The organism is Flavobacterium sp. NRK1 (assembly GCF_024054175.1).
GTDB lineage: Bacteria > Bacteroidota > Bacteroidia > Flavobacteriales > Flavobacteriaceae > Flavobacterium.
Genome location: NZ_JAMXLA010000001.1, coordinates 2,572,713 through 2,596,991 on the forward strand (window position 1 = coordinate 2,572,713; position 24,279 = coordinate 2,596,991).

Annotated in this window: 29 protein-coding genes; 8 read left to right on the forward strand and 21 right to left on the reverse strand. The window is 34.9% G+C overall.

Annotated features, from left to right (window positions below):
• Positions 1–3: 3 nt before the first annotated feature.
• Both coaD and NHE85_RS11785 read right to left on the reverse strand, forming a co-directional pair.
• Positions 4–459: a pantetheine-phosphate adenylyltransferase gene (gene coaD / locus NHE85_RS11780; protein WP_252812223.1), complete on the reverse strand. Its 456-nt coding sequence runs from the start codon at positions 457–459 to the stop codon at positions 4–6.
• A 74-nt stretch (positions 460–533) separates the two neighbouring features.
• Positions 534–1,520 carry a D-alanine--D-alanine ligase gene (locus NHE85_RS11785; protein ID WP_252812224.1) on the reverse strand — a complete coding sequence of 329 codons (987 nt, stop codon included), beginning with the start codon at positions 1,518–1,520 and terminating at the stop codon, positions 534–536.
• A 152-nt stretch (positions 1,521–1,672) separates the two neighbouring features.
• Between NHE85_RS11785 and NHE85_RS11790 the strand changes: the two genes are divergently transcribed.
• The 3 genes from NHE85_RS11790 to NHE85_RS11800 all read left to right on the forward strand — a co-directional run bounded on the left by NHE85_RS11790 (position 1,673) and on the right by NHE85_RS11800 (position 3,829).
• Positions 1,673–2,278, forward strand: a complete 606-nt coding sequence (locus NHE85_RS11790; RefSeq protein WP_252812225.1) for a PASTA domain-containing protein — start codon at positions 1,673–1,675, stop codon at positions 2,276–2,278.
• Between the two features lie 4 nt (positions 2,279–2,282).
• The gene (locus NHE85_RS11795) at positions 2,283–3,326 is read left to right on the forward strand and encodes an RluA family pseudouridine synthase (protein ID WP_252812226.1); all 1,044 of its coding nucleotides are present in this window, start codon (positions 2,283–2,285) and stop codon (positions 3,324–3,326) included.
• A gap of 149 nt (positions 3,327–3,475) precedes the next feature.
• Positions 3,476–3,829, forward strand: a complete 354-nt coding sequence (locus NHE85_RS11800) for a hypothetical protein (protein WP_252812227.1) — start codon at positions 3,476–3,478, stop codon at positions 3,827–3,829.
• Positions 3,830–3,948: 119 nt separating this feature from the next.
• On the opposite strand, the gene NHE85_RS11805 is transcribed toward NHE85_RS11800, so the two are convergent.
• The 10 genes from NHE85_RS11805 to NHE85_RS11850 form a co-directional block, all read right to left on the reverse strand.
• A complete protein-coding gene (locus NHE85_RS11805; RefSeq protein ID WP_252812228.1) occupies positions 3,949–4,746 on the reverse strand; it encodes a hypothetical protein in 798 nt (265 codons plus the stop codon).
• A gap of 7 nt (positions 4,747–4,753) precedes the next feature.
• On the reverse strand, positions 4,754–5,605 hold the full coding sequence (locus tag NHE85_RS11810; protein WP_252812229.1) for a hypothetical protein: 852 nt from the start codon (positions 5,603–5,605) through the stop codon (positions 4,754–4,756).
• A 119-nt stretch (positions 5,606–5,724) separates the two neighbouring features.
• Positions 5,725–6,255, reverse strand: a complete 531-nt coding sequence (locus NHE85_RS11815) for a YceI family protein (RefSeq protein WP_252812230.1) — start codon at positions 6,253–6,255, stop codon at positions 5,725–5,727.
• A 101-nt stretch (positions 6,256–6,356) separates the two neighbouring features.
• Positions 6,357–7,232, reverse strand: coding sequence for a pirin family protein (locus tag NHE85_RS11820; RefSeq protein WP_252812231.1), 876 nt, complete (start codon positions 7,230–7,232; stop codon positions 6,357–6,359).
• A gap of 153 nt (positions 7,233–7,385) precedes the next feature.
• A complete protein-coding gene (locus NHE85_RS11825; RefSeq protein WP_252812232.1) occupies positions 7,386–7,973 on the reverse strand; it encodes a Crp/Fnr family transcriptional regulator in 588 nt (195 codons plus the stop codon).
• A 52-nt stretch (positions 7,974–8,025) separates the two neighbouring features.
• Positions 8,026–8,547: a DUF4199 domain-containing protein gene (locus NHE85_RS11830; protein WP_252812233.1), complete on the reverse strand. Its 522-nt coding sequence runs from the start codon at positions 8,545–8,547 to the stop codon at positions 8,026–8,028.
• 26 nt (positions 8,548–8,573) lie between these two features.
• Positions 8,574–8,957 (reverse strand): VOC family protein, encoded by a 384-nt coding sequence (locus NHE85_RS11835; protein ID WP_252812234.1) that lies wholly within the window; start codon positions 8,955–8,957, stop codon positions 8,574–8,576.
• Between the two features lie 177 nt (positions 8,958–9,134).
• On the reverse strand, positions 9,135–9,605 hold the full coding sequence (locus NHE85_RS11840; RefSeq protein ID WP_252812235.1) for a response regulator transcription factor: 471 nt from the start codon (positions 9,603–9,605) through the stop codon (positions 9,135–9,137).
• A gap of 29 nt (positions 9,606–9,634) precedes the next feature.
• Positions 9,635–11,848, reverse strand: a complete 2,214-nt coding sequence (locus tag NHE85_RS11845; RefSeq protein ID WP_252812236.1) for a redoxin family protein — start codon at positions 11,846–11,848, stop codon at positions 9,635–9,637.
• Between the two features lie 24 nt (positions 11,849–11,872).
• Entirely contained in the window at positions 11,873–12,778 is a 906-nt protein-coding gene (locus NHE85_RS11850; protein WP_252812237.1) for an ABC transporter ATP-binding protein, read from the reverse strand.
• A gap of 113 nt (positions 12,779–12,891) precedes the next feature.
• Between NHE85_RS11850 and yaaA the strand changes: the two genes are divergently transcribed.
• Positions 12,892–13,650, forward strand: a complete 759-nt coding sequence (yaaA, locus tag NHE85_RS11855) for a peroxide stress protein YaaA (protein WP_252812238.1) — start codon at positions 12,892–12,894, stop codon at positions 13,648–13,650.
• 8 nt (positions 13,651–13,658) lie between these two features.
• Entirely contained in the window at positions 13,659–14,009 is a 351-nt protein-coding gene (locus NHE85_RS11860; RefSeq protein WP_252812239.1) for a hypothetical protein, read from the forward strand.
• A 101-nt stretch (positions 14,010–14,110) separates the two neighbouring features.
• Here the strand turns inward: NHE85_RS11860 and NHE85_RS11865 are convergent, their stop codons facing one another.
• The 6 genes from NHE85_RS11865 to NHE85_RS11890 form a co-directional block, all read right to left on the reverse strand.
• Positions 14,111–14,290 (reverse strand): hypothetical protein, encoded by a 180-nt coding sequence (locus NHE85_RS11865; protein WP_252812240.1) that lies wholly within the window; start codon positions 14,288–14,290, stop codon positions 14,111–14,113.
• A gap of 70 nt (positions 14,291–14,360) precedes the next feature.
• A complete protein-coding gene (locus tag NHE85_RS11870; RefSeq protein ID WP_252812241.1) occupies positions 14,361–15,953 on the reverse strand; it encodes a DHA2 family efflux MFS transporter permease subunit in 1,593 nt (530 codons plus the stop codon).
• Between the two features lie 4 nt (positions 15,954–15,957).
• Positions 15,958–17,046 carry an HlyD family secretion protein gene (locus NHE85_RS11875; protein ID WP_252812242.1) on the reverse strand — a complete coding sequence of 363 codons (1,089 nt, stop codon included), beginning with the start codon at positions 17,044–17,046 and terminating at the stop codon, positions 15,958–15,960.
• A 10-nt stretch (positions 17,047–17,056) separates the two neighbouring features.
• Complete coding sequence (locus tag NHE85_RS11880) at positions 17,057–18,412, reverse strand: TolC family protein (RefSeq protein WP_252812243.1); 1,356 nt, start codon at positions 18,410–18,412, stop codon at positions 17,057–17,059.
• Positions 18,402–19,025: a TetR/AcrR family transcriptional regulator gene (locus tag NHE85_RS11885; protein ID WP_252812244.1), complete on the reverse strand. Its 624-nt coding sequence runs from the start codon at positions 19,023–19,025 to the stop codon at positions 18,402–18,404. The genes NHE85_RS11880 and NHE85_RS11885 overlap by 11 nt, the downstream gene beginning before the upstream one ends.
• A gap of 192 nt (positions 19,026–19,217) precedes the next feature.
• Entirely contained in the window at positions 19,218–19,787 is a 570-nt protein-coding gene (locus NHE85_RS11890; protein WP_252812245.1) for an aminodeoxychorismate/anthranilate synthase component II, read from the reverse strand.
• Positions 19,788–20,051: 264 nt separating this feature from the next.
• Here NHE85_RS11890 and epsC point away from each other — a divergent pair, with 264 nt between their 5' ends.
• Together epsC and cysK are read left to right on the forward strand one after the other, a co-directional pair.
• A complete protein-coding gene (epsC, locus tag NHE85_RS11895) occupies positions 20,052–20,867 on the forward strand; it encodes a serine O-acetyltransferase EpsC (protein ID WP_252812246.1) in 816 nt (271 codons plus the stop codon).
• Positions 20,868–20,880: 13 nt separating this feature from the next.
• A complete protein-coding gene (gene cysK / locus NHE85_RS11900; RefSeq protein WP_252812247.1) occupies positions 20,881–21,789 on the forward strand; it encodes a cysteine synthase A in 909 nt (302 codons plus the stop codon).
• Positions 21,790–21,866: 77 nt separating this feature from the next.
• Here the strand turns inward: cysK and NHE85_RS11905 are convergent, their stop codons facing one another.
• Genes NHE85_RS11905 through NHE85_RS11915 form a run of 3 tightly spaced genes read right to left on the reverse strand, consistent with a single transcriptional unit; the run spans position 21,867 to position 23,588 of the window.
• Complete coding sequence (locus NHE85_RS11905; protein WP_252812248.1) at positions 21,867–22,436, reverse strand: YceI family protein; 570 nt, start codon at positions 22,434–22,436, stop codon at positions 21,867–21,869.
• Positions 22,437–22,480: 44 nt separating this feature from the next.
• On the reverse strand, positions 22,481–23,119 hold the full coding sequence (locus NHE85_RS11910) for an NAD(P)H-dependent oxidoreductase (protein WP_252812249.1): 639 nt from the start codon (positions 23,117–23,119) through the stop codon (positions 22,481–22,483).
• A 10-nt stretch (positions 23,120–23,129) separates the two neighbouring features.
• Complete coding sequence (locus tag NHE85_RS11915) at positions 23,130–23,588, reverse strand: MarR family winged helix-turn-helix transcriptional regulator (protein WP_252812250.1); 459 nt, start codon at positions 23,586–23,588, stop codon at positions 23,130–23,132.
• A gap of 145 nt (positions 23,589–23,733) precedes the next feature.
• On the opposite strand from NHE85_RS11915, the gene NHE85_RS11920 reads away from it, so the two are divergent.
• A complete protein-coding gene (locus NHE85_RS11920) occupies positions 23,734–24,273 on the forward strand; it encodes a TlpA disulfide reductase family protein (protein ID WP_252812251.1) in 540 nt (179 codons plus the stop codon).
• Positions 24,274–24,279: the final 6 nt, after the last annotated feature.

Below are 24,279 nucleotides of genomic sequence, written 5' to 3' on the forward strand. Positions count from 1 at the left end.
AAATCATTTTACCCTTACGGCATCAGGTACCAGTATAGTATAATCTCCGCCATTGCGTAAAACATCGCGGACTATGCTGGAACTTATATATGATGTACTGGCTGCCGTAAGTAAAAATACGGTTTCAATTTTAGATAGTTGTCGGTTTGTGTGCGCTATAGCTTTTTCAAATTCAAAATCGGCAGGGTTACGAAGGCCCCTTAAAATAAATCCTGCGTTTACTTTACGGCACAGGTCAATAGTAAGTCCCTCATAAGTTACTACCTCTACTTTTGGCTCGTTTTTAAATGATTCTTCAATAAACCTTTTACGTTCCTCTAATGAAAACATATATTTTTTTTCGGCATTAACTCCTATAGCAACAATCACTTTATCGAATAGGCTTACACCACGTTTAATGATGTCATAATGACCAAGAGTAATGGGGTCAAAAGACCCGGGGAAAACGGCTATTTTCATTTCTTTGAATTTAGAGATTTAATAGGACATCTTACTAACTTAATATAGTGATGACTTTTTTCAAATCTAATTTACTATTTCTTCCAGAGTACTTTACGGTTCAGTGCAAGTTTTATTTCATTATCCAGTAATTCAGACATAGGTATTCCTGCATGTTGTGCCTGCTGTGGGAAAATGCTCTGAGGAGATAATCCGGGGTTGGTATTCATTTCTATAAAATGCGGTTCACCATTACGAATAATAAAATCAGTACGTGAAAACCCACTCATGCTAAGTGCATCATAAGCTTTGGCTGCTACTTCCTTTACTTTTCCTTCTGTTTCAGCATCAATTCTTGCAGGTGTTATTTCATCTGATTTGCCGTGATATTTAGCTTCGTAATCAAAAAAGTCATTATGCGATACTATTTCTGTAATACCCAGTACGGTAGTTTTATCATTAAGGTTAAGTACACCTACTGAAACTTCTGTACCCTTAATAAATTCTTCTATCAGTATGTCAGAATCTTCTGCGAAAGCAAATTCAAGTGCTTTTTCAAATTCATTAATGTCATTAACTTTAGAAACACCAAGGCTGCTTCCGCTTTGATTTGGTTTTACCATAAATGGTAGGCCTAAATTATCAACAATCTCCTGTGCTGTAACCCTGTCTCCTTTAGAAAGATAAATAGATTTTGCTTTGGGAATATTAAATTTTGAAAGTACCGATAAAGTATCTCTTTTATTAAAAGTAAGTGCAGACTGATAGAAGCCACAACCTGTATAAGGCAGTTCGAGTAATTCCCAATACGATTGCATATGTCCGTCTTCACCCGGAGTACCATGAATTGTATTTACAGCAACATCAAAAGTTACTTTTTCTCCATCTTTTTCAAAAGAAAAGTCACCTTTATTAACAGGGAATTTGTGTCCATCTGTTAATACATACCAGCCCTCAGGCAGAATATGTACTTCAAACGGAGTATATTGTTTGCGGTCAAGATTGTTTAATATAAGCTGACCACTTTGTATAGAAATAACGGATTCATCTGAATATCCGCCCATTACTACTGCTACATTCATTTATTTACAAAGGTTATTGTTTATTGATCTTACACGAATTAATATATAAATGCGTTATAATTAACAGGTATAAAGTCCACACAAAAATATCATTATTTGTGTAAACTTATAAAGTTTAGTATTATTTATATCTTTGCCAAAATTTGTAATAGATGAGCCTTAAAGATTTTCTACAGAGTAAAGTTTTTTTCAAGCAGTTAATAATAGCATTGGTTATTATAATAGTAATCGTTTTTGCATTACTGCAATACCTTAGCTATGCTACAAATCATGGTGAGGAAATTCCTGTGCCGGACCTTCGCAAAATGACTGTTGATAAAGCAGAAGAGACTCTTGAAGCTGCTAAACTGGAATATGTTGTTCTTGATACTGTAGATTTTAAAGCTGATTACCCTGCCTATACCATAGTTCAGCAGGACCCACTGCCTAAGGTGAATGTGAAAAATGGCAGAAAGGTATATGTAAAAGTTAACTCTGCCGGATATGCTAAAGTTAGTATGCCCGACATTATCCAGAAAACATACAGAGCTTCATTACCATTGCTTAAATCTGCAGGGCTTGAAGAAGGCAAAAAAACTTACAAACCTTATCTTGCTAAAGACGTGGTACTTGAAGTATGGCAAAACGGTAAAAAACTAAAAGCAGGAGATAAAATATTAAAAGCATCAAAAATAGACCTTGTTCTGGGTGATGGTAAAACAGGTTATGAGGAACCGGAAACAGAAGATATAATAGAAGACAGGACAGAAACAGAATAAAAAAATGAGTAATCCAATTATTGAACAGGAGCCGGACGAGGAGTTATTTGAGCATTACCGTTTTGAAGCAGGCAAAGGACAGGCACCACTGAGGGTGGACAAATTTTTAATGAATCTTGTTGAGAATGCTACGCGTAATAAGATACAAAAGGCAGCAGAAGCGGGCAATATATATGTAAATGATGTACCTGTTAAATCTAATCATAAAGTTAAGTCTAACGATATTGTAAGGATACTTTTAGAGCATCCGCCATATGAATACCTGCTTGAGCCCGAAAATATACCTTTAAATATAGTTTATGAGGATGATCAGCTTCTTGTTGTAAATAAAGAGGCAGGTATGGTTGTACACCCGGGGCATGGTAATTATAGTGGTACGCTGGTTAATGCACTGGCTTATCATTTTGATAACCTGCCTATGAACAGCAGCGAAAGGCCCGGACTTGTACACCGAATCGACAAAGATACATCAGGTCTATTGGTTATTGCCAAGACAGAATTGGCTATGACACATCTTACCAAACAGTTTGCAGACAAAACTTCTGAGAGAGAGTATGTAGCATTAGTTTGGGGGAATATTGAAGAGGAGGAGGGAACTATAGAAGGAAATATTGACCGTCACGTTAAAGACCGTATGCAAATGGCTGTTTTTCCTGAAGGAGATCAGGGAAAACATGCGGTAACGCATTATAAAGTATTAGAACGTTTTGGTTATGTTACTTTGGTTTCATGCAGGCTTGAAACAGGACGCACACACCAGATACGTGTGCATATGAAACACATAGGGCACACCTTATTTAATGATGCCCGCTACGGTGGCGACCATATTCTTAAAGGTACAACTTTTACAAAATACAAACAGTTTATAGATAACTGTTTTAAAATATTACCGCGTCAGGCACTGCATGCTAAAACATTAGGTTTTGAACACCCAACAACAAAAGAGTTTATGCGTTTTGACAGCGAAATACCTGCCGACATGCAGGAATGTATTGAGAAATGGCGCACTTACTCTAAATCTCATACCGTAGAAGAGGAAGAACAATAGTTATTTGGTAATGTGTTGATTTGATTATTTGACAAATCAATCTGAATATAAACGAATCCTGTAGTGAAAACTTCGGGATTTTTTTATGGATGATGTACATTTTAGTTACTATTTTTCGTTATTTTTATATACTAACCAAATGAATTATTATGAAAGTAATGCTACTCTGCCTGTTGTTTACATCGTTTGTTGATAGCGAGATTGCGATGCCTTTTGAGGAAGCAAAACAAAAAGGAATAAGCCCTGAAGTAGATAAAGTATACAAAGGAGCTTTGGGAGATGATGGTGTGTTTAAAACTGAAGAAGACCAACAAAAGCATATTGCAGCCTATCAGAATTTTCTAAAAGGACTGGGAGTATACTTAGATTCACACAATTTTAAATGGGATGCTGTTACCAAAGGTTTCAACAGGATTTACATGAGGCCTGATGGTACTATCGATTATTTTCTTTACGCATTTAAAGACCTTCCGGCAGACAAGGAAAAACAATTCAGCTTTTAAACGAATACATTAAAACCCATAAATTTGGTATTACTGCTCAAGTTAAATTTGCACAGTGCAGCCCGGTTACCTATTCTAGGACGCTATAAATGGAATCCCAAAGAATTAACTTGAGGATTCTATTTATATTTAAATACTATTTCGACATTAGCGTTTACGGGTAAATTAACTGAATATGCTGATGGCCATTTTTCACTACGTATTAAATGACTAATATAATCATTGAAATATTTTGAAAACTTAGCGTTATAAGCATTATTAAATGTTGACTTTAAATTCAAATTTTTGATAGTACCATTTTTTAGCAATATAAAATTGGCTGTAGTTTTTGATTTTTTTTCATTATCGGACTTATAATCTTCAGGAAAAATAAAATCATAATTGAATTTTAATCGAATTTTATTTAGCAAGTTATCAAAATCTGCGGCACCATCGTTTGAATAAAAGCTATCAAGATCTCTCATGGAAGCAATATATTTAGGGTGATCTATAATATATTGCTGCTCTACTGTCTCTGCAATAGAGTCTAAAAATAAAGTGTTATATTTATATTTTTGTAATACATATTCCTGCATTACAGATTGATAACATTTTTTATGGAAATACATTAGATAGCCGTTTGAATCTCTAATATCCTCTCTAGAAGTAGTATCTGGGATTATTTTTAATGCAGCAAATTTTTGTTGTAATTTATTATAATCGTAAGGCTTATAAAGCTTTATGGAGTAATAGATTTTGCCTGTGTTTATATCATTGTAAGCTTTTTCTTTTGCGTTAATGCAGGCAGTGTCTACAATTTTGACCTTACTCCTGAAATCTTGATAGTTGTATATTTTTAAAGCTTTTGATTCTTCTTTTTTATCACAGGATAAAATAATGAAGAAAAGTAATAACAAAATTGATCTGTCAAAATTCATAAAATAATTATTTATATGAAACTCTAAACTCCATTTCATTATTTACAATAATTCCTGCATAAGTAGGGTGTACCCATTTTTTTTGGCTTTTAATAAAATCAGTAATTTGCTTTTCAAAATATGATGTAAACTTTTTATTGATAGGGTTTTGAAATGTAGTTTCAATAGATAAATCCTTAATAGACCCATCCTTCATCAAGATAAAACGAGCAGTCGAATATGAATAGTCGTCCGGTTTCTTCTTTTTTATATTATAACCTTCAGGATATTTCATTTGTAATGTAAAGTCTATACTTAATTTACATAGAAAGTCGTAAGCAGGGTCATCACCTTCAAAATCATCGAAACGGGGCTGATCACGACCTTGAAATGAAAAGATATCATTGTTATTTCTTAGAACATATTTACTTTCTATGACCTTTTTAATAGAATCTATGAGGTCATATTTATAGTGTTTTAAAATTTCATTTTCTAATGATGACTGATAACAATCTGTTTTAAACATATTATTTCCTAACAGAGGTATGCAGGTAGGGTAGGATACGTCAAAGTCTGGTTTAATTTTAAATTTTGCGAGTTCATAAGCCAAGTCCTTTCTGAAAACTGTATCGGAAAAATGATAAAAATTACTTTTTATAAAGTGATTTACAATTAATGAAGATTTACCATTTTTAAAATCATTAACCGCTTTTAGACTATCGTTGATACATACTGTATCTATAATCTGAATTTTTGTTTTAAAGTCCTCCTCACTATAGAGCTCTATTACTCTTGACGTATTTACGTCATATTCTTCTCTTTTGCCACAAGACAAAAGAATAAAAAAGAATAAAAGAATTAAAAATTGGTTGATGCGCATAAGTTGATTGTTATACAATAGTAACGCTAAACTTACAAAATTTAATATCACAGCATAAAAAAACCTGCAATGCGTAAGTATTGCAGGTTTTTACGAAACATATATTTGGACTAAAACAATTATTGTTTTACAAACTGAAGCTCTATAGCAAGCTTCACTTCTTCGCCTAGTAATACACCACCTGTTTCAAGGGCGGCATTATAGCTAAGGCCAAAATCTTTACGGTTTATTTTACCTGTAATACTTAAGCCGGCTTTTGTATTACCCCAAGGGTCTTTAGCAATACCACCAAATTCTACATCAAGGCTTACCAGTTTAGTTTCTCCATGAAGGGTAAGGTTTCCGTTAAGTGTATATTCTCCTTCATTCTTTTTATCAAAAGAAGTTGATTCAAAAGTGATTTTTGGAAATTGTTCTGCATTAAAAAAGTCTGCACTCAATAGGTGACTATCACGGTCAGCGTTTGCTGTATTTACAGAATCGATATCACCGCTAAAAGAAAATTTAGCATTATCAAAATGATCTCCTTCAGTTTCTGCTTCCGCAGTAAATTTTGTAAACTGGCCAGATACATTAGTAAACATCATATGTTTTACTTTAAATCCTATTTCTGAGTGGGTTGGGTCTACTGCCCATTTTGTTGTTGACATATTATTTATTTTTAAATTTTATTATTATTAATTGTATCTACAATATTTGTATATACAAATGTATGAATTAAATTTTGTTTTGCAACATTTTTTAGAAAAAATTATATTGCCATTGGTACTTCGATTAAAAGAAGCTCTGCATCTTGTGTATTTGCTGTTATTTTTATTGCATTGGTATCCCAAATACCAAGAGCATCACGCTGATTAAGTTTAATGTTGCCAATATTTACATCGCCTTTAATTACAAAAGCATAAATACCGTTGCCGCTTTTCTTTAGTTTGTAATTAGCCGTAAAATTTTTATCAAATCGTCCTAAGTGAAACCATGCATCCTGATGTATCCAAACGCCTTCATCTTTAGGATTAGGAGAAAGTATTTGTTGCAGTTTGTTATGTCGGTCAGATTCTTTAAGAGTAATCTGATCATAACGCGGGGTAACATTCTTTTTGTTAGGATATACCCATATTTGCAAAAACTTGGTAAGCTTATCTTTGTTTTTATTGTATTCGCTATGATAAATACCGGTTCCGGCACTCATTACCTGTATATCACCTTTTTTAATAATCGCAGTATTGCCCATGCTGTCTTTATGCTCCAGATCGCCTTCCAGCGGAATGGAAATAATCTCCATATTATCGTGTGGGTGAGTACCAAAGCCCATTCCGGCATCTACCCGGTCATCGTTAAGAACCCTAAGCACACCAAAGTGCATCCTATCCGGGTTATAGTAGTTAGCAAAACTAAAGGAATGATGAGAGTCCAGCCAGCCATGATTTGCATGACCACGGGTTTCTGCTTTATGCAGTACTGTGTTTTCTAATATCAGCGAACTTTCGTTAGGCAGGTGGTTGTACCCTATAGGTTCTAACGGAGTTATCTCGTCTATATCATTATTTAAAGTATCGCCTATAGCTGCCGAAGTAATAAACATCCCGGTACCTAAAAGGCCTTTTTTAATAAAATCTTTTCTGTCCATACTATGCTTGTTTTAATATTACTATGCAAAGTTGCGGCACATAAAACATTAAAACATTGAACTAGGACAAGAAAAACGTAAAGCTGATTTTTTAGTAGTGAGATATTATATTTTAGTATTTAGAGCATGTACAGTCTAATGTCTCAATATTCATTACTGTTTGGCTATTTTGGCTCTTACTTTACTTAAAAATTCTGCTGAGATCCCAAGATAAGAAGCTATATAGTGCTGGGCAACGCGTTGTGGCAGGGTAGGGTATAGCTCAAGAAATTCAAGGTACTTTTCCATAGCTGTTTTCGATATTGTATTAAAAAGCCTGTTTTGTGTTACCGATAAATGGCGTTCAAACAATATCCTGAAGGCCCTTTCAAACTTTGGTGCTTTTGTAAAAAGTTCTTCTTTTGTTTCGGGATTAAAGATTAGAAATTCACAATCTTCCATTGTTTCAATAAAAATCTTGCTGGGTTTGGTTTCATAAGAACTAAAAGATATATCACTAACCCAGGCATTTTCTATGGCAAATTGTAAAATCACTTCAAAGCCATTATGATCTATAAAATATTTACGCACGCAGCCTTTAACTACAAACGCTTCAAAATTGCATACTTCGCCTTCATGCAGCATAATAGTTTTTTTGGGTACTTTTCGATATTCCAGTAATGAATTGAAGATGTCAAGTTCTTCTTTTGTGAAGGTAACATAGCGGCTGATGCTGGCATCAATTTGTTCATACATGTCCATAAATATAGGCTTTACACAAATATAGTCGATTTGTTAAAATAAAATAGCGCCCTTAGGCGCTATACTTAAACTGTTTTAGGTTCCTTTTTAAAACTGCTGCACTAATTAATGACACTACAAGGCTTAGTGGAAGTATTTCTGAATATGTCATAAGAATAATATATAAAGGGTTTTTGTAATATACTTTCATTTGTTCCATTTCGGCCGTTTTAGCATCAATTACAGCCTGGGCTGCACCCTCCGCTTTTAATTTGTCAATAACGCAAGCCGAGTATTTTTCCATAAAGTCAGGATGAAAGTTATAATAGGTAATCAGCCATAGCCCCACATATACTGTAGAAGCAATAAGGGAAATATAAAGGCCTATTAAAAAGGCTTTCCTAAAGGTTAAAGTTCCTCCATTTTGTTTTCGGTATTGAATAGTAGCTACAAAAATTAGAGAAAAGGCTAGAATCATAGAGGCGAAACCGTAAATCATGCCCTTATCAAAATCCATTTCATCACCCATTGTCAGAAAACCAATACTGGTAATGAACCCTGCAATTAATCCGTAAATAAGTACAAGTTTTTTCATATCGTTATATTTTATGTTTTGTCTGTCTATTCTTTATCGTTAGCTTCAAATAATTCAATTTTATTACCTTCCGGATCAAGAATGTGAACAAACTTTCCATAGTCATATGTCTCTATCTTATCAAGTATTGTTACTCCTTCTTTTTTTAGAACTTCCACCAACGCTTCTATATTATCAACACGGTAATTAATCATGAAATCTTTTTCTGAAGGAGCAAAATATTTGGTATCGTCAGGAAAAGGACTCCATAGTGTGTAACCATTTTTTGATGATTCTGACTGGTCTTTCCATTCAAACTTTGCGCCGTATGGAGTAGTGTCTAAGCCAAGATGGGTTTTATACCATTCGTTAATCATTTTAGGGTCTTTGCATTTAAAGAAGATGCCGCCAATTCCGGTTACTCGTTTCATATTTGTCTGTTTAGTGTTTACTTTATATAAAATTGAATTGAATGCGAAGCCAAAACTGAATGATATTGCCACCGCAAAAAATAAAATTTTTGTTTTTATCATTTTGTAATGTTTTTGGTTTTTCACTGGACAAAATTGATAAAATTGAGTAGTTTTTAACTCATACTTTTGGGTGATTTATGCAATAATACCCCTCTTTTTTGCTTTTTCTACGGCTTGTGTCCGGCGTTTAACTTCCAGTTTTTCAAATAATTTAGAAGAATGCGTTTTAACGGTATTTAATGACACAAAGAGTTTTTCGGCTATTTCTTTATTGCTTAGTCCCTCCGCCATAAGACTGAGTACTTCCAGTTCACGTTTACTAATAGAAAGATTTTCTATCTCTGCTTCGTTAGGTATAAAATTACTGGCAGCAGAAACATAAACAGGCTTTTCTACAATTATGGTTTCAATTTTTGGTTTCGCCAGTTTTATTGCCAGCCATATACCCAGTCCTGTAAACAAAAGAGCAATGGCTCCTATGTAAATATCCTGTGATTGCGGACTGTATAAAACAAAAAGTTCCAGCCCGCGTAGCAATAAAAGCAAAAGCGCCAGGCCGGAACCATATAGTAGTATCCATTTATATTTAATAATTGCCCTTATCATTATTCAAGCGTTTGGGCAAATATAAAAAACTATTTTTCTTCAGGTAGGTTAAGAGCTGTTCTTATAGTTTCTTCAAACGCAGGCTGGTCTGCATACGGCATGTGCGAATTAACCATATTACCTTTCGGATCTATAAGTATAAATTTAGGGATACCTTCTACATTATAATCTGTGTAAAATTTATCAATATCGCTGGCATGAAGCTGCAATACCGATTTAGATTTTTCTTTTGCACTTACCAGCCAGTTGCCAAAATTCTCATCAACGCTTATTGCTATAAATTGTATGTTCTGGTCTTTATATTTAATAGCTGTTTTTTCAAAATACGGCGATTGTAACTTACATGGTGCACACCAGGTAGCCCAGGTATCTATAGCAATATATTTTCCTTTTAGATCATTAAGGGTAACAGGGTTATTGTTCATATCCACTGTTGTAAATACAGGTGCAGGATTTCCTTTGGTAAGGCTTTCCAGTATCCTTTTTTTGTTATTAATAATAAGTGTGTATCTTTTATTATTAAAACCGGCTATATAATCTGATGTAAGTTTATTACGTTCTTCGGTGGAAGATGCTTCTTTTATACTCTTTTCCAATTGCCAGTATAACATTTTGTCTTTAAACATACCCGGACTTAATTTTGCAATAGCGATTAATGTTTTAGTATTTTCATCCAGGTCAGATTTATTCTCACTGATCATTTTGTTCCTTACATACGTAAAATACTCTTCATTACTAAGCATGCCGGCATCATTTAGTGGCACTGTTTCTATCATTGCTGTAATTTCAGGTGTAACAACAGTTTTTTTATCAGGATACATGACAGCCCTCTTTTTAAGAAAAGTATTCCAGTAATTCAGGTATTGTATGGTTAGAAGTTTGCGCCTGTAGTTTAGGTAATCTTCACGCGGTATATAATTATCTACAGTTTTAAATCTGTTTGTTTGAGACATTGCATCTTTCCATTCATCAACAAGCATAGTAATAAATGAGTCGGCATCCTCCAGATCGTTATTCTGCTGAAGCTTATAAGCCGCATAACTCCATGTGGCATTATTTTCTTTGTTCTGTGTATTTTCAGGTGCACGTGTTCCTGTTATTTTTAAGTCATTACTTGCTTTATATATTTTAACATCAATAAAAAGGCTATCCTTATTGCCAAGAACTATTTGGGCTCTTTGTCCGTCAAAACTAAACATATACCTGTCAAGAGGTATATCCTCTTTTACTGCATAATTAAACTTGTTGTTCTTAATAGGTATTACAGCAATGGTATCGTAAATAAAGTTATCAAGAAGATATACATTGCTGAATGTTTTGTGACTCTCAATTTTGCCACTTATAACTGTTTTGCCATAAGGCTCATTTATATTTGGTGTAAGTACATACCAGCATAATCCGCCCAATACTACAACAGCAGCAGCTGCACTAGCTGTTCTGGTACCTTTACCCAAAAAAGCACTTCTTAGTGTTTTATATTTATACCACTCAAAACCTAAATAAAGTAGGAGCAGACTCATAATAAAACTTACTATTTCAGAATAAGTAAGCAGATATCCCAAATCACTTCCCTTATTATATAAACTCACTTTATTAAGTATTTCCATAGGATACCAGTCCGGTATTGTTACTTCAAATGCCTGAAGGAATAAATAGGTAATAAGTATGGCAAAGCCTATAAGTATAGACCATATAAAACTTGGCACTATAACAGAGAGCAGGTACTGAAAAGCTGTAATTGCCAGTCCGGCAATAAACAAACGCAGTATGATAGATAATATGTGGACTAAATCAAACGGAGCAGTAGCATGTTCCGGTATGCCTTTTATTGCACCAAGTAATAAGCCCGAAAAGTACCCGGCCAGTATCATAGAAAGTATAGCAATAAAATTTGCTATAAGGACAACCGAAAATTTAGAAAAATAAATATTGAATTTTTTTATTGGCTGCGTTTCCATCAATTGCCAGCCGCCATATTTATGGTCAAGCTGTGTAATACGGCTTACCATTATTATTATAAACAACGGGAAAAAGAAAATGGTAAATGCTTCAAGAGAATCTTCTATTGTGTTAACATAAAAGTTAACAGGTATGCCGCCGCTTTGGGGTATGCTATAGTTAGTTAAGCTTACCAGTAGGTTTATAAATGGAGCTATAGCACCAAGTATAATGCCCATTACATAAATACCTGTTCCTTTTTTTTTGATATGTTCTGCTTTTAAGACAGTTATAAAATTTTGCATTATATAGTAAGTTGTTGGATTGTTTTAGTTAACTAATGTCATAAACCATTCTTCAAGGCCATCAAGAATCCTGATTTCATAAATATCTGCACCCTGTTCAACGAGTTTTTTTGTAAAGGCAGGTATATTTTCCCTGGAAGAAAGTTCAAGGCTTATTTGTGTTCCGTTTTCAACTTTAGCATCGGGAAATTCGGGGCGGAGTTTATCGTGCCATACACTTGCGTCTTTTAGTGTAACCTGTATTTTGCATATCCCTGATTTTCTGGAAAGTTCCTGCATAGTACCTTCAAATTGCAGCTTTCCATTATTAATAATACCAACGTGGGTACACATCTTTTCTATTTCAGCCAAAAGATGGCTGGATACAAAAATAGTAACACCTTTTTCGCGGTTAAGCTTAACAAGTAACTTTCTAATGTCCTGTATTCCGTTGGGATCAAGACCATTTACTGGCTCATCTAATAACAGTAGTTGCGGCTCACTAAGCAATGCCATTGCTATTGCAAGACGTTGTTTCATCCCCAGCGAATATTGTTTTGCCTTACGTTTAGCATCTTTTGTCAGCTCAACCAGCTCAAGTACTTCGGCAATTCTGCTTTCAGGAATATTGCGAAGTTTTGCTATATATTTTAAATTGTTATATCCGCTGAGGTGGAGATAGAGTGCGGGACTTTCTACCAGCGAGCCTATGTTTTCAAAAACTCCAGGCAGCTGATTTTTTAAAGGCTTACCAAAAATGGCAATAGACTCATCCTGCTCTTCAAGTATGCCGGTAAGCAGCCGCATTGTGGTAGATTTTCCTGCTCCGTTCGGGCCGAGAAAACCATAAATTGAACCTTTAGGAATATTTAGTGAAACGTTATCAAGTACTTTATTGTGTTTTGAATAACGAAAATTGAGTGATTTTGTCTGGATTATAAATTCAGCCATTTTATAATTGAGTTGGTTAAGTTTATGCAATATAAGAATTTACTCATAACGATTAAAAAGCGGTTTTGAGTATAAGAGTACAATTATTAACTTTGAGGTATAATATACATTTTATGAAAATCGTAATCTCTCCTGCAAAATCGCTGGATTTTGAAACTAAACTACCAACACGTAAACGTACTGAACCTTCCTTTCTGACTAATGCCGAAGTTGTACATAAGGCGGTTAAAGAAAAATCACCGGCACAGCTGCGCGAGCTTATGGATATATCGGATAAACTTGCCGAATTAAACTGGCAGCGTAATCAGGAGTGGACAACTCCCTTTACACCTAAAAATGCGCGTCCTGCCATGTATGCTTTTAACGGCGACGTTTACACTGGCCTTGATGCTTATACAATACCAACCGCTAAATTGGGTAAGCTACAGGATACATTAAGAATATTATCCGGTTTGTATGGCCTCTTGAAACCACTTGACCTCATACAGCCTTACAGGCTTGAAATGGGAACTCATCTTGCAGTAGGAGACAATAAGAATTTATATGAATACTGGAAAGAGATGATTACGAATACATTAAATGACGAACTTAAAGATGGAGAATTGTTTATTAACCTTGCCAGTAAAGAGTATTTTGATGCTATAGATGCTAAAGCACTTAAAGTACCTGTAATAACTCCTGAGTTCAGGGATTATAAAGATGGTAAGTTAAAAATGATAAGCTTTTTTGCAAAGAAGGCGAGGGGTATGATGGTGCGCTATATAATAGATCATAATGTAAAAACGTTAAAAGGACTTAAAGGTTTTGATTATGATGGGTACAGATTTGATGCAAAATTATCTAAAGGAAATATATTAGTTTTTACAAGATAAGTTAGTATATGAGGATAGAAGATTTATTTAAGATAGAAAATACAGAGCGGGAATATAAACAGTCGGTTCTTATTAACTTTTATTATGGCTACCAAAGTCTGGATGAACTTCATAATCTTGAAAGCAAATTAAGAATATTGCTTTATAATAAAGGAATAGGTGTGCTGGATGGCCATGAAATTAATATGGATAATTCTGATGGTACACTTTATCTTTACGCGCACAATGCTGAAGAGTTGTTTAAAACTATAAAACCAATATTGACTGAAACCCCGTTTATGAAAAAAGCTGAAGTATATCTGCGTTTTGGGGATATTAGCGATAAATCTGCACCTGAAATTGATTTTATTCTTGAATAGAAAATAAAAACTCCGAAGATAGCTTCGGAGTTTTCTTTTGAATTGATGATTTATATAACTAATTACGCATTTATGCTAAGTAAGAGTAACATTGTTTTTGCTTAGGGCCAGGCAAATTGCGAAAGATCATGAATATCAGTCTGATTTTTGTCTTTGCCTATAAGCTTTTTTAGAACATTTAATAGCCCTTCCTTTTTTTTAAATTCAACACTTATAGGTTCTTTTTGGTCTTCACCAATTTCTTCAAGTGTTATTTTGTAATGATTGTAATTGTTTTCCATTTTGATTTATTTGATTTGATGATTTTGTATATGAAGCCTGTCATTTCTGACAGGCCATAACTATATATAATTAATGCATTGCATCGCTCATATCCACTTTGTTTTTACCTTGTTTTACCAATAATATAAAAGGAATGCAGATAAGGAATAATATGCCCAGATATAGAAACACATCCATATAAGAAAGAACAGTTGCCTGTTTCATTACAGCTCCTTCCATTGCTTTATATGCCTTTGCGGTTGCTTCACTTACAGAATAGCCTTTAGACATAAATCCCGCTGTAAGCTGCTGAACCCTTTGCTGAACAGCAAAATTTGTTACCTGCTCATGGCTTACAAGGTTTACCCTGTGCGTTTGTGTAAAACGGGTAACAAAGGTACTTATCAATGCAATACCAAACGAACCGCCTAACTGGCGCATCATACCTGTAAAAGCGGCACCCTCTCCAATACTTTTCCCTTTAAGGGTAGAAAGTGCCATTGTAGTAATAGGTACAAAAAGTAAACCTAATCCCATACCACGTAAAATTAATGGCCAAAACATATGTTCGCTCCCTGTATCCGGTGTCATAATGCTGAACATCCAGAAGGTAAAGCCAAAAAAGATCATGAAACCTGTTGCCACCATATAGGTTTGCGGTACACCACGCTGTATCATTTGTCCTATAATCGGCATCATAAATGCGGTCATTAACGAACTTGGTATAAGCAACAATCCTGCATCAAGCGCTGTCCATCCTAATATTGACTGTGTATATATTGGTACTATAAATGTAGATCCGTATAAGCCAAACCCCATTATAAAACATAATATAGTACCTATTCGCAGATTACTGTCGTTTAGAACCTTCAAATTTACAATAGGGTGCTTGTATACCAGTTCCCTCCATATAAACGCAAGAAGGCCAAATAAACTTACAATACTCAGGGCTATAATCAAATGGTCTTCAAACCAGTCGTCCTGCTGGCCATGCTCAAGTACAAACTGAAGTGAACCAATAAATGTAGCAAGAAATACTATACCCCACCAGTCTACCTGATTAGCTTTTAGCTTTTCACCATATTTAGGACTTTTTACAAACATTAAGGTAAGTATTGTAGCAATAATACCTAAGGGTACATTGATGTAAAATATCCATCCCCATGAGTAATTATCTACTATCCAGCCTCCAAGAGGAGGACCAAGGGTAGGCCCTACAATTACTCCCATTCCGTAAATAGCCTGCGCCATACCACGTTTTGCAGCAGGATAGCTTTCGGTAATAATGGTTTGTGCTGTTACAAGCAACGCACCACCACCCATACCCTGTATAAACCTAAAAGCTACCAGTTCCCAAATGTTTGTGGCATTACCACACATAAAGGACGATACTGTAAATATGATGATAGATGCTGCAAAATAGTTTCTACGGCCAAACTGCATAGATAGCCAGCTGGTCATAGGTATTACAATTACGTTTGCAATTGCATAGGCGGTAATTACCCAGGCAACATCTGTAAGTGTTGCACCAAGGGTACCGCGCATATCGTTTAATGCAACGTTAACAATAGTTGTGTCTACAATTTCAAGCAGGGCACAAAGTACCGCTGTTATAGTGATAATAACACGCCTGAAGCCATATTCAACTAAACTGTCGTCGGCTGCTGTTGCTGCTCCTGCCATAATATTATTTTAAATGTACGTCTACATCCACATTCATTCCCGGACGCAGCAGTTTTACTTTTTCTTTATCGTTATTTTCTGTAAGGCTTATTTTTACAGGAAGCCTTTGTATTGTTTTTACAAAGTTACCTGTAGCATTATCAGGAGGTAGTAATGAGAACCTTGCACCTGTAGCAGGAGAGAAGCTTGTTACCACACCTTCAAATTCAACATCAGGGTAAGCATCTGCTTCAATGCTTACTTTCTGGCCTTCTTTCATTTTTGTAAGCTGTGTTTCTTTAAAATTAGCAACTACCCATGCTGCTTCGTTGTTTATAATATAAAACAAAGCTTGCCCCGGTTGTACAAGTTGCCCTGGCTGAATATCTACTGTAGAAACCTGGCCGTCAACTGCCGCAGTAACTACGGTATAGCTAAGGTTAAGGTTGGCAGCGTCTAATGCTGCCTGTGCTCTTTTTATGTTAGCAGAAGCCACCTCAGTTTGTTTTCCTGTAACATTAGATCGTGATATACTAGCATTTCGCTGAGATCTGCTTGCTGCCTCAGCCTGTTGTAAAACTTTAAGCTGGGCTTCTGCTTCCTGCTTGGCTGCCTGAGCCTGCTCAAACTGTTGTTTGGTTATTGAGTGATTTTTGTATAAGTTTTCAAAACGTTCAAAATCATTATTAGCTCTCCATAACCTTACTTTGGCAGCTTCAATATTTCCTTTAGATGATTGTATGTTGGCTTCAGATACAGAAACATTTGCTGTTGCACCGCCAATATCTGCTTTAGCAACTTCATAACTTCCTTCCGCTGCGGCAAGAGCAGCTTTTGCTTCTTCAACTTTTACAACATAGTCTTTGTCATCAATTACAAAAAGAGTGTCACCTTTTTTAACAAAGTCGTTATCTTTTACATAAACTTTAGTTATATATCCTGTTACACGGGGTATAATAGGGTTCATATTTTTTTCTATCTGTGCATCATCAGTTGTTTCATGAGACAGCGATTGTATGTACTTGTAAACACCATAGCCACCGCCTATAATAACCAGCGCAGCAAGTATTACAATAAATTTTTTATTTGTTTTTTTCTTACTATTATTTTCCATGATCGGACTATTATTTGTTTTGAGTGATATTAAAAGAATTGGTTAATTTTCCTGAAGCATTAAGCAGTTCATAATAGCGCTGCGTAATATCGGCTTTAGAGAATGTTTCGTTTATTTTTGCTGTAAGCTGATCAACATCTGCTTCAAGTAAATCGTTAGTGTCTACAAGGCCATTATCATATTTGTCTTTAACTATTCTGTAATTTTCTGCAGCCTGCTCCACAGCTTCTTCATAAACTTTATTTTGTTTCAGGCTCAGGTTATAGTTCTCAAGAGACTCCTGCACCTGTATTTTAATACGGTCAGTAAGCAGTTCTACCTGCTGTTTTGTTTCTTCAGCGCGGCTTTGGGCTGCTTTTACTTTTTTACCATTTTTAAAGATTCCGGAAAGATCATAAGAGATACCTACACCAAAGTTTACAGCATTATATACCTGAACTACGTGTTGAATATCCAGAGCTACATAACCGGCAGAAAGAGCCAGAGAAGGGTAGTAGTCTGCTTTTGCTATTTTAACATCAGCCTCCGAAGCTTTTTGCTGCCATCTAAGCGCTTCTAAATCGTTACGCTGACTGATAGCCTCACTTTCGGTAACCGAAGGCGTTATACCGCCTGCATTTTTGAAATAAGCATCGCTCGGTTCTACTTTTGTGCCGTCAGGTAATTTTAAAAGTGTTACCAGCTGATAATTTATTGTAGATTCCCTTTTTATGGCATCATCAAGTGTGATCTGAATGTTACTAGCCTGTAATTGCGCTTTTAATAAATCATTACGAGCCATAAGTCCGTTTTTCTCCATTGCAGTAAAATCTGTTACACGCTGGTTGGCACTTTTCAGGTTTTCCTTTATCAGCTCAATAGATTGCTGTGCTTTGTATAAATTAACATATAATGCCACTGCCTGCATGGCTAATTGCTCTTTAGTGTTTGCAGCATTATAAGTTTGTGCTTTATACATATTTTCAGATGCATCTATGCTGTTCTTGATTTTAAAGCCGGAAAACAGGGGCAGACTAAGGCTTGCCTGGGCAAACATTATCTGATTCACGCTTGGAGATGATGATGAAGATGTAGTACCTCCGTCATCAGATTCTGAAGAATCACCAAGCGGTATTCTGAATTTTACGGTCGGATCCGTAATTCTCATATACTGGCCTGAAACTTTAAAATCAGGGTACTGGTTGTTTTTGGTATTATCCAGGTCAAATTTTGAAGTAGTTACTTTAGTGTCCGCAAGCGTTGCTTCCGTACTTTTTGTCACAGCCAGATTAATGGCTTCGTCCAGCGTAAGCTGTTTCTTTTCCTGAGCTTGCAGGGCTAAGGCAAAAAGTAAAAAACCGCCATGCAGTAAATGTTTAATTTTCATGTGCTAAAAGCGCTTTAATGGTTTGTTTAATATGAGCGGTAAGCTCGTTTTTGATGTAGTTTTCAAAATGCTCTTCAGTATTAATACCTAATAACGGCTCAAAATACTGTCTGTTCATCTGAAAATGTATAAGTGTACCCATAATAGTAGCAGGAATAAGAGGGATTGCTACATCTTTTCTGAATGCTCCCATTTCCTGCCCTTCTTCAATAATTCTTTTAAATGATTCAAGATTCTGCCTTTTTATATCTATAAAGGCCTGCATATCCATTATCCTCTTTTTTGTAGAAAGTTCAAAATGCAGTATCTGGTACATACATTTGTTTTTATTGATTCGGGATATGTATAGATCTATAAGGCGGTCCACTTTCTCAAAAGGGGCAAGGTCTTCCCTGAAAATGTTTTCGAGTTCCATTTTCATACCTCTTGAGCGATGAATAATGAGTGCTTCAAGCAGCTTTTCCTTTGAGCCAAAATAGTAAGATATCATAGCGATATTTACATTGGCTTCTTTGGCTATAGTCCTGATGGAAGCACCGTCAAATCCTTCTTCAGCAAATAGCTTTTCTGCTGCCTGCAGTATATCGGTTTGTTTATCGTTAAACTCCGTCATAACATTAATTGTTAATTACGGCACAAAGTTAAACACTTGTTTAAATTAAACGTTTGTTTAAAATTGATATTAACATTTTTTTAACAAAAAACGATTTAGGAATCGGCTATAGTTTTTTTCTATAGTGTTAATTTATAATATTAAATTTCAAATATTTAATAGTTTAATATTAAAGTTATACTTTACGTTATTTTACGAATTGATCCAGTTTGATAAAATTAGCTTTCCCTGAGGTGTTAATACAGATTCCGGGTGGAACTGTACTCCTTTAACGTCTAAAATTTTGTGTCTTAAAGACATTATGTAGCCATTTTTATCTTTTGATGTTGCTTCTAAAACGTCCGGAAAATTAATATGATCTACGCTCCAGGAATGATATCGGCCTACAGATATTGTATCCCCTATTTGATTAAAAAGAGGTTCATCATCCACAATTATTTTAATGCTTTCAGATATGCCGTGATACACTTCATCCAGATTAATTAAACTGCCTCCGAATGCCTCTGCTATAGCCTGCTGGCCAAGGCAAATTCCGAGTATGCTTTTTGAAGGAGCATACTTTTTTATGATGCTTTTTAATAAGCCGGCTTCATCAGGAATACCCGGTCCGGGAGAAAGAAGAATTTTGTCATAGTCTGCAGGTTCTTCTAAGGTAATTTCATCGTTTCGTATTACAGTAACCTTGCAGTCAAGGTCTTCTAGGTAATGTACAAGATTGTATGTGAAGCTGTCGTAGTTGTCTATAACCAGTATGTTTTTCATAAAATAAAATATGTGTTGCAAATGTATGAAAGATTTAAGGTGAATTATTAATCTATTAAATCGGTAGACTATTAATGTTTTTTATTTATTTTTGTTATGTAATAATACAAATTATGAAGGCCTTAAATCAAAATATTGCTATGTGTCTGTGTTGTCTTTTGCAGAAAGAAGCATTTGCCGTGGCATGATTTTAAGGTTTAAACTTTAATTATATAACAGCAAAAGCTTCTCGTTAACGGGGAGCTTTTTTATTTTTTACTCATCATGAAACATCCGGTTTATACTGCAAATTATTTAAAAGCAGGTATTTTGCCAAATAGGGAAAAGACTGAATATTGGATAGAAGAGTTCTTTAAATGGCTCTTTTGCATAGGTGAAGAATATGCAGATTACGCCTATTTTAAGGTTAAAGAAAAAGAACTTCAGGAAAGTCTTTTTGGCTTGCTTACTATTTCAGGTTTTGATACTAATAAAATTGAGTTAATAATTTTATATTTAAATGATAATATAGAATTACTTCATCAAAAACTTGAAGATGATTTAAAAGCTATTTTTGAGTTTGATCCTGCCGCAAAATCCCGAGCTGAAGTGCTTGTTGCTTATCCTGGATTTTTTGCAATTTCCGTCTACAGAATTGCTCATGAACTATGGAAAAAAAATGTACCCTTACTGCCCAGAATGCTGAGTGAGTATGTGCATAGCAAAGCAGGAATTGATATTCATCCCGGGGCAGAAATAGGAGATCGTTTTTTTATAGATCATGGCACTGGTGTTGTAATTGGTGAAACAACTATTATTGGTAATGATGTTAAAATATATCAGGGAGTAACCCTGGGCGCTTTAAGTGTGAGCAAGGCTGATGCATCTGTTAAACGGCATCCAACTATTGGTAATAATGTCACAATTTATGCAAATGCTACTATTCTTGGCGGCCATACAACTATTGGTAATGGCAGTATATTAGGTGGTAATGTATGGATTACCAATTCTATTCCTGATAACTCGCTTGTATATCATAAAAGCGAAATAACTATAAAAACTAGGGAAATGTTTCCCGAACCATTAAATTTTGTAATCTAAAAATTCACTATATATGAAAGCCAACAGCATTTTAGAAACTATAGGTAAAACGCCGCATTTAAAACTTAATAACTTATTTCCTGAGCGAAATGTATGGATAAAGCTGGAGCGTACTAATCCGGGTAACAGTATTAAAGACAGGATTGCACTTGCAATGGTAGAAGATGCCGAAGCTAAAGGGATTTTAAAACCTGATAGTGTTATTATTGAGCCTACATCGGGTAATACAGGTATTGGCTTAGCTTTGGTTGCTGCTGTAAAAGGTTATAAGCTAATACTTGTAATGCCGGAAAGTATGAGTGTAGAGCGCAGAAAGCTAATGTCTATCTACGGAGCGGAATTTGAGCTTACACCGCGTGAGAAAGGCATGAAAGGAGCGATTGAAAGAGCTGCTGAACTTACTGCAAGTACACCCAATGCATGGTCGCCAAGTCAGTTTGATAACCAGGCTAATGTAGAGGTACATAAAAAAACCACCGCTAAAGAAATACTTGAAGATTTTCCTGATGGAATAGATTATATAATTACAGGCGTAGGTACAGGAGGGCATATAACAGGTGTAGCATCTGTTTTAAAAGAAAAATTCCCTAAACTGAAGGTATTTGCTGTTGAGCCGGAATTATCGCCTGTGTTAAGCGGAGGTACTCCGGGCCCGCATCCACTTCAGGGTATAGGGGCAGGTTTTGTGCCATCAATTTATAAAAGTGATCTTATTGATGGTGTAATTCAGGCAGGGAAGGATGAAGCTTTTGAATTTGCCCGCAATGTTGCAAAAAAAGAAGGTTTGCTTGCAGGTATATCAACAGGTGCCTCATTGGCAGCAGTAAGTAAAAAGCTTGCTGAAATTCCTCAAGATGCTGTAGTGCTTACTTTTAATTATGATACAGGAGAGCGCTACCTTTCTATTGAGGGGCTTTTTTAATACAATATTTTAGAACTTTATAAAAACAAAACCCACGCATTGCGTGGGTTTGTAATTCAATTTAAACACTAAGATTATTAGTACACAAGATTTACGTTAAGAGTAAACTCATCATAAATAGCTTTGTCTCCAATGCTGTCAAAAAAACTTTTAGAACCATATGTAATATCATATTTAGTTCTGTCTACTTTTAAAGTAGTTGTAGCAGTATTTTTACCAACTGCAAGATCAAAAGTAATTGGTTTAGTTGTTTTTTTGATTGTAAGATCACCGGTTACAGTATAAACACCTGCAGATTTTAATTTTACAGATTTAAAAACAATTTTTGAAGTTGGGTATTTATCAGTACCAAAGAAATCATCAGCTTTTAAGTGGCCTTCAAGTTTCTCTTTACCTTCACCGGCCTTAAGATCTGTTGCCTGAATTGAAGTCATATCTACAGTTACATTACCGCCTGTAAGTTTACCGCCTTTGAAAGTAAGAACACCATCTTTAATATTGATAGTTCCTTCGTGCTGGCCCGTTACTTTTTCACCCACCCAGTTGATTTTACTCTTAGCTGCGTCGATTTTTTTGTCCTGAGCTGTAGCTGATAAAGTTGTAAACACTGCTACTAATGCAATTGCAATTGATTTTAGATTCTTCATTATTTTAAAAAATTATTTGGGTTATTAAATTACGTGATTAAATATTAGATGGTAACAAAAAGTTCTTCTTTAGGTTTTCTTACTTTTTTAAGATGCTGATTAGCGTCTTCTTCATGCCTGTAGCCAATAGCAGCAATTACAGCAGCATTAAGTCCTAGCTTGTCGAAGCCTAAAATCTTATTGAATTCTTCAGCATTAAATCCTTCCATTGCTGTAGTATCTATTTTTAAAACTGCAGCGCTGTTTACAAGGGTAGATAAGGCTATATAAGTTTGTTTAATGGTCCATGCATTTTTCTGTTCCGGAGTAAGGCCTTTTAAAAATCCGGAAATATAGTCACTGAAACCTTTAAGGTTTTCAGGTTCTATACCCCTTGTTTCACCTATGTTTTTAACATAATTCTCAACTTCTGTATCTCCGGGATTAACTTCGTTAGCAAATACAAAAAGATAAGATGAGTCTGCAATAATATTTTTATTATTACCACCTGCAGCTTCAATAAGTTGTTTACGAATATCTGTATCTCCTATGATAAATACTTTATAAGGCTGTAATCCGACCGATGATACGCTTAGCCTCACAGCATCTTTAAGTGTTTCAAGATCTTTATCTGATACTTTTTTTGAAGCATCGTATTTTTTTGTGGCGTACCGCCAGTTTAAACTTTCTATATAATTGTTCATAATGTTTTATTTAATTATTGGTCCTGTATTTTTCTAACAGGTTATTTAGTAATTCAAGCTCTTCTGCAGTTAAGTTGCTTGCAAATTTTTCTTCATGATTATCAACTAAAGGATCAAGTTCTTTTAAAAGTTCAAGGCCTTTTTCGGTTATTAAAACTTCCATTTTCCTTCTGTTGTTCTCGCATACTTCACGTGTTACTAAGCCCTTTAGTAATAATTTATCAACCAGTCGGGTAGTGTTGCTTGTTTTTGCAATCATACGTTCCTGTATAATTCCCATATTAGCAGGTTTTCCCTTTTGGCCCCTTAAAATCCGCAGCACATTAAACTGCTCGGATGAAAGATCATACTGCTTCATAACCTCATGGAAATTCTCACTTATAATGTTTTGTGTGTACAAAATATTTAGCATTATCTTCTTGGCAGGAGATATTGCAGCAGTTGATTTTATTATATCTTCTATTTTCATATTTGTAATTACAAAATTTGTATGTACAAATGTAGTTGGTTTTATATTTGTATATACAAATAAAATGTTAAAATTTTCTTAATTTTTTTTACACGTTTAATTAGGGCTTAATTTTAGGGGGATAATTTCAAATCAAACTTAAAGTATGATTATACGTCAAAGCAAAATGTTGTTATTACTTTTTACGGGGATAGTATTTACATCCTGTATAAAAAAAGAGGAGGAACCGGCTCCGCCAAAACCATTAAAGGTATATAGTAAAGATGGAGTGAGTGTTAATGCTTATGATTTTGATAAGCTCGAATATTTTCTTACCCGAAACAACGATACTACCTACGTTGTGAATTTTTGGGCAACATGGTGTATACCATGTGTAGAAGAATTACCTCATTTTGAAACAATAAATGCTAAGTATAAAAAAGACAAAGTAAAAGTAATGCTCGTTAGTCTTGATATGTATAAAATGGTAGAAAGCAGATTACTGCCATTTATCAAAGAAAAACATCTAAAAAGCGATGTAGTATATCTTAGAGATCCGGATCAGAATACATGGCTGCCTAAGGTAGATTCTACATGGAGTGGCGCTTTACCAGCTACATTAATCTATAATAAAGATAAGCGTAAGTTCTATGAGCAGTCATTTACTTACGAAGAACTTGAAAAAGAAGTAAACAATTTTAAATAACTAATA

Excerpts from the sequence above, each read along its gene's own strand:
- coaD (WP_252812223.1), bottom strand. The coding sequence starts at position 459 with ATGAAAATAGCCGTTTTCCCCGGGTCTTTTGACCCCATTACTCTTGGT.
- NHE85_RS11785 (WP_252812224.1), bottom strand. The coding sequence starts at position 1,520 with ATGAATGTAGCAGTAGTAATGGGCGGATATTCAGATGAATCCGTTATT.
- NHE85_RS11790 (WP_252812225.1), top strand. The coding sequence starts at position 1,673 with ATGAGCCTTAAAGATTTTCTACAGAGTAAAGTTTTTTTCAAGCAGTTA.
- NHE85_RS11795 (WP_252812226.1), top strand. The coding sequence starts at position 2,283 with ATGAGTAATCCAATTATTGAACAGGAGCCGGACGAGGAGTTATTTGAG.
- NHE85_RS11800 (WP_252812227.1), top strand. The coding sequence starts at position 3,476 with ATGAAAGTAATGCTACTCTGCCTGTTGTTTACATCGTTTGTTGATAGC.
- NHE85_RS11805 (WP_252812228.1), bottom strand. The coding sequence starts at position 4,746 with ATGAATTTTGACAGATCAATTTTGTTATTACTTTTCTTCATTATTTTA.
- NHE85_RS11810 (WP_252812229.1), bottom strand. The coding sequence starts at position 5,605 with ATGCGCATCAACCAATTTTTAATTCTTTTATTCTTTTTTATTCTTTTG.
- NHE85_RS11815 (WP_252812230.1), bottom strand. The coding sequence starts at position 6,255 with ATGTCAACAACAAAATGGGCAGTAGACCCAACCCACTCAGAAATAGGA.
- NHE85_RS11820 (WP_252812231.1), bottom strand. The coding sequence starts at position 7,232 with ATGGACAGAAAAGATTTTATTAAAAAAGGCCTTTTAGGTACCGGGATG.
- NHE85_RS11825 (WP_252812232.1), bottom strand. The coding sequence starts at position 7,973 with ATGGACATGTATGAACAAATTGATGCCAGCATCAGCCGCTATGTTACC.
- NHE85_RS11830 (WP_252812233.1), bottom strand. The coding sequence starts at position 8,547 with ATGAAAAAACTTGTACTTATTTACGGATTAATTGCAGGGTTCATTACC.
- NHE85_RS11835 (WP_252812234.1), bottom strand. The coding sequence starts at position 8,957 with ATGAAACGAGTAACCGGAATTGGCGGCATCTTCTTTAAATGCAAAGAC.
- NHE85_RS11840 (WP_252812235.1), bottom strand. The coding sequence starts at position 9,605 with ATGATAAGGGCAATTATTAAATATAAATGGATACTACTATATGGTTCC.
- NHE85_RS11845 (WP_252812236.1), bottom strand. The coding sequence starts at position 11,848 with ATGCAAAATTTTATAACTGTCTTAAAAGCAGAACATATCAAAAAAAAA.
- NHE85_RS11850 (WP_252812237.1), bottom strand. The coding sequence starts at position 12,778 with ATGGCTGAATTTATAATCCAGACAAAATCACTCAATTTTCGTTATTCA.
- yaaA (WP_252812238.1), top strand. The coding sequence starts at position 12,892 with ATGAAAATCGTAATCTCTCCTGCAAAATCGCTGGATTTTGAAACTAAA.
- NHE85_RS11860 (WP_252812239.1), top strand. The coding sequence starts at position 13,659 with ATGAGGATAGAAGATTTATTTAAGATAGAAAATACAGAGCGGGAATAT.
- NHE85_RS11865 (WP_252812240.1), bottom strand. The coding sequence starts at position 14,290 with ATGGAAAACAATTACAATCATTACAAAATAACACTTGAAGAAATTGGT.
- NHE85_RS11870 (WP_252812241.1), bottom strand. The coding sequence starts at position 15,953 with ATGGCAGGAGCAGCAACAGCAGCCGACGACAGTTTAGTTGAATATGGC.
- NHE85_RS11875 (WP_252812242.1), bottom strand. The coding sequence starts at position 17,046 with ATGGAAAATAATAGTAAGAAAAAAACAAATAAAAAATTTATTGTAATA.
- NHE85_RS11880 (WP_252812243.1), bottom strand. The coding sequence starts at position 18,412 with ATGAAAATTAAACATTTACTGCATGGCGGTTTTTTACTTTTTGCCTTA.
- NHE85_RS11885 (WP_252812244.1), bottom strand. The coding sequence starts at position 19,025 with ATGACGGAGTTTAACGATAAACAAACCGATATACTGCAGGCAGCAGAA.
- NHE85_RS11890 (WP_252812245.1), bottom strand. The coding sequence starts at position 19,787 with ATGAAAAACATACTGGTTATAGACAACTACGACAGCTTCACATACAAT.
- epsC (WP_252812246.1), top strand. The coding sequence starts at position 20,052 with ATGAAACATCCGGTTTATACTGCAAATTATTTAAAAGCAGGTATTTTG.
- cysK (WP_252812247.1), top strand. The coding sequence starts at position 20,881 with ATGAAAGCCAACAGCATTTTAGAAACTATAGGTAAAACGCCGCATTTA.
- NHE85_RS11905 (WP_252812248.1), bottom strand. The coding sequence starts at position 22,436 with ATGAAGAATCTAAAATCAATTGCAATTGCATTAGTAGCAGTGTTTACA.
- NHE85_RS11910 (WP_252812249.1), bottom strand. The coding sequence starts at position 23,119 with ATGAACAATTATATAGAAAGTTTAAACTGGCGGTACGCCACAAAAAAA.
- NHE85_RS11915 (WP_252812250.1), bottom strand. The coding sequence starts at position 23,588 with ATGAAAATAGAAGATATAATAAAATCAACTGCTGCAATATCTCCTGCC.
- NHE85_RS11920 (WP_252812251.1), top strand. The coding sequence starts at position 23,734 with ATGATTATACGTCAAAGCAAAATGTTGTTATTACTTTTTACGGGGATA.